Source organism: Mycobacterium sp., from assembly GCF_051006775.1.
Classification (GTDB): Bacteria; Actinomycetota; Actinomycetes; order Mycobacteriales; family Mycobacteriaceae; genus Mycobacterium.
Window position 1 is genome coordinate 1 of the sequence record NZ_JBPCSX010000055.1, and the last position, 8,153, is coordinate 8,153.

The following is an 8,153-nucleotide window of genomic DNA, read 5'->3' on the forward strand; positions in this document are numbered from 1 at the left end:
GCGGTGAACACGAACCCGGCGACGAGCATCGCGGCCAGCGCCAGCCGCCGAAGCGCTATCCCCACCAGAACGCCGTCGCGATCGCGATATAGAGGGCGATCAGCACCGCCCCCTCGAACCAATGCGACTCACCGTCAAAGGTGACCAGTACCGCGACCAGGGCCGACATCATCAGCGCCGCCAGTAGCAGCGGGGAGAACACCAGGTCGAACCCCGGCTGGCCCAGTACGCCGGCGGACAGAACCACGATCGGAGCGATGGTCAGCGCAATCTGGACAGGCGATTGCAGGATGACCTGCACCGCGTAATCCATCTGATTCTTGGCGGCGAGTTGGATCCCGACGAAGTTCTCCACCGCGTTCCCGGCGATCGCCACGATCACCAGACCGGCGAACACCTCGTTGATACCGGCGGCCGCCATGGCGGGCTCCAGGGCCGCCACGAACCACTCCGAGACGAACGCTGCACCGACGGCCGCGACGGCGAGCATCCCGACCGCCATCGCCAGCGGCCACTCACCGTGCGCTGTCGCCTGACTGGCGGCCTTGGCCGAATCCGGGCTCGCCGCAATGGGATCGCCACCCCGGCCGCCCAGGGTGGCCGGCAGCGACAGCGCGAACAGCACGAGCATGACGATGGACACCACCACCGAGACCATGCGCTCATGGGTCGCGGCGGGAGTGTGCAGCGCGGCGGTGAGCGATGGCACGGCCAGGATGAACACCGCGAGGGTGAGCATCAGGCCCAGCGTGCGCCCGTCGTCGGCGGCGAAACGCTGTCGGCCGTGTTTCAGCCCGCCGACCATGATCGCCGCGCCGAGGATCAGAAGGACATTGGCCAGAATCGAACCGACCAGGGTGGCCTTCACCACGTCGAAGAGACCGGCCTTCAGGGCGAACAGGATCACGAACAACTCGGGAAGATTCCCGAGCGAGGATTGCAGAACACCGGTGGCGCGGGGCCCGAGCCGGTCCCCCAGCGCCTCCACCGAGCGGCCCACCAGGGATGCCAGCGTGGCCAGCGCGAGTGCGGACACGATGAAGGCGACGACCGCGTTGGAATGCGCGTAGTGCAGCACCCCGGCGAGCACCGCGGCGACAGCGGTGATCGCGAACATGATGCGGTCGCGTCCACTCAGCAGCGGCAGACGGGTCGCGGTCACAGGCCCGAGTTTGCCAGAACCGATGCCGGCAATGGCGCATATCGGCCGCGCCTACCGGTCGAAGGTGATGACCTCGCCGCGATTGATCGACACCCAGTCGCGGGCCTGAAGATAGGGCCGGAACGTCTCGGCGATGGATTCCGCATCGGCGCCGGTCTTGGGTCGCTGCAGTTCGTACAGGTGCGGGAACTCCGTCCACGCCAGCACCGCGTCCCAGAGTCGTACCGCAGCCTCCCCGGTCGGCGGGTCGATCAGCACCGGGCCGAACAGGCACTGGCCATCGGGGAAGAACAGCGTCGGCACGCCATAGCCGGCGGCCTCAACAACCCGCCGATGGTCGGCGAGCACCTCGTCGCTGGTGGTCGGGTCGGCGATGGCTTCGTCGACAAGGTCGGGGTCAAAGCCCAACTCCTCCAGCAGATTTCGCGCGACGGCTGGCTCATGCGGTTTGTATCCCTCGACGTGCAGAGCCCGGGCCGCGCGCTCATACCAGGCGTCGACGTCATCCATGGAGCGCCGGCGCAGCAGTGCGCCGATCCGCATCATCGACCAGCCGTAGGACCACTCCCGCTCCCAGGGGTGCTTCTTACCCTCGACACGGTTGATCTCCTCGAGGCTGAAGAACCGCCAGTTGACTGCCAGCCCGGTCATCTCGCGGACCTCGCGGATCCAGCGCGAGGTCTGGTACGCGTAGGGACACATCACATCGAAATGGAAGTCGACAAATTCCGGGGGCTCGGGTCGCGCGGTCATGACAGAACAATAGGCATTGACACTAGGCATTGACACTAGGCATTGTCAGTCGCCGGCTCGACGTGCCACAGTTCGTTGGCGTAGATCTGAGGCAGGCAGCGGAAGCTGCGCCCACCGGTGATCGGGAGGTTGCCATGGCGCTGGTACTGGCCTACGGAGTCGTGCTGCTGATCAGCGTTTCGCTGTCCGGCCTGGCGGCCCGAACCGTGCTGTCCACCGCACTGCTGTTCCTGCTCGCCGGCGCGCTGCTGGGCCCCGGTGGACTGGGTGTGGTCACCCAGAGCGCCGAGGACGAGATCGTCGCGGTGCTGGCCGATATCGCGCTGTTCACCGTGCTGTTCACCGACGGGCAGCGGGCCAGTGTCCCGGCGCTGCGCGAGGGCTGGCGGTTGTCCGGGCGGGCGCTGGGCCTTGGTATGCCGCTGGCGATGATCGGGATCGCGGTACCGGCGCACTACCTGGTCCACCTGGATTGGCCGACGGCGTTGCTGCTCGGCGCCATCCTGTCACCGACCGATCCGGTGTTCGCCTCGGCCCTGGTGGGCCGCTCGGATATCCCGCTGCGGTTGCGCCGCCTACTCAACGTGGAGTCGGGACTCAACGACGGTTTGGCCCTGCCCTTCGTGCTGATCTTCCTCGCACTGGCCAGGCATGAGAGCTCGCATATCAGCGAAGTGCTGCTCGAACTGGTACTCGGTCTGGTGATCGGTGTCGGTGTCGCAGCCCTGGTCGCACTTGCCTGGCGCAGCAGGATCCTCACCGCGGAGCCGCGCCTGCAACCGCTGGGCCCCGTAGCGATCGCGATCGTCGTGTACGCGACATGCCATCTGACTCACGCCAATCCGTATCTTGCGGCATTCGCGGCGGGCTCGGCCTTGGCTACCCTCGACCACGTCGCCGCGGAGGCGTTCGAGCCATTCGGTGACCTGCTCTCCGAGCTCACCAAATTCGCGGCGCTGCTGTTGTTCGGCGCACTGATCACTCCGGAGCGGCTGTCGCATCTGGGTTGGCAGGGCTGGCTGCTGGCAGGCCTGGCCATCATCGTGGTGCGACCCGCCTCAATGCTGCTGTCGCTGATCAACACCGGAATGCCCCGCTCGGAGAAGCTCACCGCTGCCTGGTTCGGCCCAAAGGGCTTCGCGTCGGTGGTCTACGGCCTACTTGTCCTGCAGGCGGGAATCCCGAACGGCGAGCAGCTCTTCGACCTGATCGCTGTCACCATCGCGCTGTCGATCATCCTGCACTCGTCAACCGATGTACCGGTCGCGCGCAAGCTACGCATCGAGCCACCCGACAACCTGCCGCCGGGTCTAGGGGAACTCGATATGCCTTCCGGCTCCGGCCGCAGCGGCCCGATCGAGGACAAGTGAGCTGAGCGCGACGTCGTCCATCGCGATCCCCATATTGAGGAACATCCGCCGACCGGTTCTGGGCACCTCGACGGTGCCCGCGACCACTGAGCCGAGATCCGTGGTGGGCTTGGGCAGTCCGAAGAAATACATCGTGTCGGCGACCGAGTTGTACTGACCGGGATCGTCGACGCTATAGATCACCGCACCGTCGAATGCCGCCTGCGCCAGCGCGTCGTCATAGTCGACCGGCAGCAGCAGGGCGTTGGGATCGGTGTTGGCACAGTCGAGTTTGGGATCCAGTGGCACGGTGATCGTGGTGATCACCAGATCGGCGCCGGCCACCGCATCGGTGGGCGAGGACGCCACCCGGGTAACCCGGTCCCCCGCCTTGTCCAGCAGATCCTGGGCTCTGCCCGCATTGCGGTCATAGGCCGTCACATGGGTCAGTCCGGGGTGGACCTCGAGTGCGACCTCGAGGTGACGGTGCCCCTGCAACCCGCAGCCGACGATGGCCAGGTGCTTGAAGTCGCCGGGGACGTGGCGCATGGTCACACCGGAGACGCCGGGGGTGCGCATCTCGGTGATCCAGCCGCCGTCGAGCAGTGCGATCGGCCGGCCGGTTTCAGCGTCGTTCATGATCATCACGCCGTAGATGTAGGGCAGCCCTTTGTCATTGTTGTCCTCGTATCCGGCCACCCATTTCAGGCCGATCTTGTCCGAGCCGCCCAGGTACGCCGGCATGGCGTGAATGAAGGCCGAGTCCCCGCGCGAGGTGACCTTCGGCTTGGGCGGATTCTGCACCAGACCGCGCGACTTCTGCAGAAAAGCGTCCTCCAACACGTCGATGATCTCCGACCAGGTCAGCCCGAGGGCCTCCAGGTCGGCGCGGTTGAGGACCAGCATCTGGTTATCGCTCATGTCAATTACCGTAGTGGCATGTGCTGCAATTGAGTATGCGCATCAACCGGCGGATCGCTGCTGTAGCCACTGCACCGGCATTAGCCCTATGGTCGTCAGCCCTGGTCATGACCGCAGTCGCCGGCGCCGCCGACGCGGCCGGCCTGCGTCCGGATGCACCCGGGCCGGCGGTCCGGGTCGACGTCGAGTTCGCCGCACCGGTCAACTTCGTCGCCGAGCAGGCTGCGACGGATGTCGAGACGTTCTGGTCACAGCGGCTGCCCGGATTCGCCGCGCCGATCGGGTATGCCGCGCTGGGTGGGCCGGTGCCTGCCGACGTCTGCCTGTCGCAGCTGAGCATCGCCCGGTTCTGCAGTGGCGAGATCGCCTGGGACGTTCCGGACATCGAGCGGATGGACGCCGCCGGTGGCGCGCTGGCCGTCGCGACGATCCTGGCCCACGAGATCGGCCACCAGATCCAGGCCTCCCGCGATCTACCGGCCAGTGAGCTGGGGGCGGACTGCCTGGCGGGTGTGTACCTCACATCGGTTGCCGATGGTCAGTCTCCTCGGCTGACCGGAACGCCGGCCGATATCGACGCGGCGGTGTTCTCAACGCTGTCCACCACCGCACCCGATGCGATCCCGGGTCGGATCGCCGCGTTCGAGACCGGCCGCGGCGGGTCCGCGGAGAAATGTCTGACGACGTTCACGCAGTGACCGGTTCGCCGTCGAACGGCGAGACGTCCACCGACACGTCGATCACGCTGCGCTCGGAGTCGGTGTAGATGATGCCGCACAGCGGCGGTATGTCGGCGTAGTCACGACCCCAGCCGACGATGATGTAGCGCTCATCGACGAGTTGGTCGTTGGTGGGATCCAATCCCAGCCACTCGCCGTCGGGTGTCCAGACCGCCGCCCATGCATGGGTGGCGTCCGCCCCGAACACCCGCTCCTGCCCGGGAGCCGGATCGGTCGCCAGATAACCCGAGACGTAGCTGGCGGCAAGTCCGTTGGCGCGCAGACAGGCGATCGCGAGCCGGGCGAAGTCCTGGCAGACCCCTTCGCCGGCCGCGAGGACCTCATCGACCCGGGTCGACACCGTGGTAGCGCCCGATCGATAGGTGAAGTCGGAGAAGATCCGGGCGTTGAGATCGCGGATCACCTCGATCAGAGGACGTCCGGGCATGAAGCTCGATGCGGCGTATTCCCTTACCTCGTCGGAGATCTCGGGCGGTCGCAGATCGAGCGCGAACTCGCTGGCAAAGACTCCTTCGGGACGCGTGGGCAGCGCCGATTCCCACGGTTGCAGTGCCGGGCCTGCTCCGTAGAGCTCGGGCGCAGGCGAGTCGGTCTCGACGACGGAGTCCCCCACCACGGTCAGCGCGTGGTGACGTTCGGTGATGTGGAAGTAGGTGCTGATGTTGCCGTAGGCGTCACGGCTTGTTGACCGGTCGGCCGGGGCGGGGTCGACGCTGAGGTCGAAGTTCAGGCAGCGCTGCCGGACGGTGTCCCGCGGGGTGAGGTGACTGCGACCATAGGAATTCGTCACCACCGCGGAGTACCGGTACTCGGTGCGATGGGTGATCCGGTGGCGGCGGGTGGTCACGGCAGTAACCGACTCTGATCGGGGCCCCACAGCGGCTGCATGTCACCGGGCAGCGACAGCTGGGTCGCCGTGATGACCTCGGCGAGCTCACTGAGCGCACCGTGCACGCCGGCGAGAAGTTCGTCGAGGGCCACACGGCGGCCGCTGTCATCGAGTTCCTCCAGATCCGCGGGATCCGACCGGCGCAGTCGCGCGGTGATTTCCTCGACCACCCGTTCCGCTTTGGATGAGCCCGACGACCCGGACAGCGAGCGCAGGTTCTCCCGCAGGCGATCCAGCTGGAAGATCAGCGATCTCGGGTTCTTCTCATCGAACAGCACGAGGTCGGCAACGGCTTCCACGCTGACCCTGCCGAGGTTGAGCCGGCGGTAGATGACCGAGGACTCACAGGCCAGCAGGACCGTCTCGGTGACTGTCCGCTCGGCCTCGGCGCTGCGCGACACCGTCAGGGTGGCGCGCAACAGATCGGTGAGCATCAGACCCCGCTCGATGCGCTTACCGACATCCATCATGGTCCAGCCCGCGTCGTGCACCATCGACTCGGAGGTCATCCCGGACAGCGCGAGCATCCCGGCCAGTGTCCGCCGCTGAGCGTTGGCCAGCAGGGTGTCATCGCCTGCGCTGGGCGCGGATTGCGCCGCGTGTTCCAGGGCCCGCTCCACCGCGGTCAGCACCATCCAGGTGTCGTTGGACATCTGGTCGCGAACCGCGCGGGCCGCCAGTGCCAACCGCTCGACCGAGTGCGCCAGCGATCCCGGGCACAACCGATCCACCGTCAGCGACCACAGCGTCTGCGGCGCGTCCGCCACGCCGGTGATCTGTCGCAGCGCATCGAGCAGGACCGGCACACACTCGCTGCCCGCAACGTCATGCCGGCGGTTGTACTCGTGATAGCGCTCGCGGGTGGCAGCCAGCAGACGCGCAGTGCCCTCGGCGCGTTCGGCATACCGGCCGATCCAGAACAGGTCGGACAGCACGCGCGGTGAGCTGATGAACTGCGTACCACTGGGCAGCTCCATCGTCGGCGTGACGGCGGACTGCTCGGCGCCGACGCGGCTCTGCTGACGTACCCAGATATCTTTGGCCGCAACACTTCTCAGGTTGAATGCGCTCGGACCCTGAGCCAGTACATAACCCAGGCCGCCGACCATCGCCGAGTATCCGCTGCGCTGCGATACGGCGAACAACCGCATGCCGACTGATGCTGCGGACAAGCCCCCCGGGAAGTGATCGGTGGGGGCCGAGGAGAACTGCGGCAATTCCTGGCCCACCCACTGCCACGGCTGCGCCTGGATCCGCGACGCCAACTGTTGGAGTTCCGCGGCTGACAGCGCCGGGCCGACGAAGGTCTCCTCGGCCACAGCCGACTTGATCACCAGGCAGGAGAGCCTGGCCAGAATGTGCGAGCGTTCGGAATCCAGACCAGCCCAGTACAGCTGGGGGGATGCCAGTGCCGGCTCCTCACCGAACAATGTCCGCGCCAACTCGGGGAAGAACCGTTGCACACCGGGACTCTCCATGATCCCGCTGCCGAGGGTGTTGACCACCGTCACCGCACCGCGGCGCTGCACCTCGACCAGTCCGACGACACCCAGCCGCGAATCAGGGCGCAGGTCAAGGGGATCGGAGTAGGCGGCGTCGACCCGGCGCAGCACCACATCCACCCTCTTGAGGGTGCCCAGCGATCGCATCCACAGCTTGCCGTCGCGCACCACCAGATCGGCGCTCTCCACCAGCGGGAAGCCGAGAACCGTTGCCAGATAGGCCTGATCGAACGCCGTCTCGGAATGGATACCGGGACTGAGCACAACCACCACGGGATCCTCGGCGGTCGCGGGCGCCACGTCGATCAACGCCAGCCGCAGCGACTGGGCGAACGGGGAGGCAGGCCGGGGACCGATGCGCTCGTAGATGTCGGGAATCGCGCGGGCCACCACCCTCCGGTCGGCCAGCGCATACCCGGCACCCGACGGGGCCTGGGTCCGGTCGGCGTTGACCAGGAAACGTCCGTCACCGGCCCGGCTCACATCGCAGCCGAGCATGAACAACTGATGCCGGCCCGGGTTCTGCACTCCGCGCGCCGCCCGGATGTAGCCCGGGTGGCCGAACAACAACTGCGGCGGCAGGATGCCGCTGGTGACGGCACGCCGCTCGCCGTAGACATCGGTCAGGACCGCATCCAGCAGGCGGGCCCGCTGGACCATCCCGGCTTCCAGGGTGTCCCAGTCCGACGCTGACACCAGCAGTGGGATCGCGTCGAGTTGCCATTGCCCGGGCATTGCGACGTCATGGGGGTCCTGGTCGATCTCGTTATAGGTGATGCCGTCGTTGTCGACCAGCCCCCGCACGGTCTCGCGCAGTCGCAGCAGCCCGTCGCGCCC

The 8,153-nt window shown here is 66.9% G+C and carries 7 protein-coding genes; 2 read left to right on the top strand and 5 right to left on the bottom strand.

Going from position 1 to position 8,153, the window contains the following annotated elements; all coding sequences use genetic code 11:
* Positions 1-55: 55 nt before the first annotated feature.
* Positions 56-1,162: a calcium/proton exchanger gene (gene cax, locus ACR2JI_RS04105; protein ID WP_526388312.1), complete on the bottom strand. Its 1,107-nt coding sequence runs from the start codon at positions 1,160-1,162 to the stop codon at positions 56-58.
* A 51-nt stretch (positions 1,163-1,213) separates the two neighbouring features.
* Positions 1,214-1,915 carry a mycothiol-dependent nitroreductase Rv2466c family protein gene (locus ACR2JI_RS04110; RefSeq protein ID WP_526388314.1) on the bottom strand — a complete coding sequence of 234 codons (702 nt, stop codon included), beginning with the start codon at positions 1,913-1,915 and terminating at the stop codon, positions 1,214-1,216.
* A 134-nt stretch (positions 1,916-2,049) separates the two neighbouring features.
* Here ACR2JI_RS04110 and ACR2JI_RS04115 point away from each other — a divergent pair, with 134 nt between their 5' ends.
* Positions 2,050-3,285 carry a cation:proton antiporter gene (locus tag ACR2JI_RS04115; protein ID WP_526388316.1) on the top strand — a complete coding sequence of 412 codons (1,236 nt, stop codon included), beginning with the start codon at positions 2,050-2,052 and terminating at the stop codon, positions 3,283-3,285.
* Here ACR2JI_RS04115 and ACR2JI_RS04120 read toward each other — a convergent pair.
* Positions 3,226-4,185 carry an ornithine cyclodeaminase family protein gene (locus ACR2JI_RS04120; RefSeq protein WP_526388318.1) on the bottom strand — a complete coding sequence of 320 codons (960 nt, stop codon included), beginning with the start codon at positions 4,183-4,185 and terminating at the stop codon, positions 3,226-3,228. The two genes, ACR2JI_RS04115 and ACR2JI_RS04120, sit on opposite strands and share 60 nt — an antisense overlap.
* A gap of 107 nt (positions 4,186-4,292) precedes the next feature.
* On the opposite strand from ACR2JI_RS04120, the gene ACR2JI_RS04125 reads away from it, so the two are divergent.
* Complete coding sequence (locus ACR2JI_RS04125; RefSeq protein ID WP_526388320.1) at positions 4,293-4,883, top strand: hypothetical protein; 591 nt, start codon at positions 4,293-4,295, stop codon at positions 4,881-4,883.
* On the opposite strand, the gene ACR2JI_RS04130 is transcribed toward ACR2JI_RS04125, so the two are convergent.
* On the bottom strand, positions 4,873-5,772 hold the full coding sequence (locus ACR2JI_RS04130) for a transglutaminase-like domain-containing protein (protein ID WP_526388322.1): 900 nt from the start codon (positions 5,770-5,772) through the stop codon (positions 4,873-4,875). The genes ACR2JI_RS04125 and ACR2JI_RS04130 overlap by 11 nt on opposite strands.
* Positions 5,769-8,153: circularly permuted type 2 ATP-grasp protein (locus tag ACR2JI_RS04135; RefSeq protein ID WP_526388324.1), on the bottom strand; the 2,385-nt coding region annotated here is incomplete at its 5' end. The genes ACR2JI_RS04135 and ACR2JI_RS04130, both read right to left, overlap by 4 nt.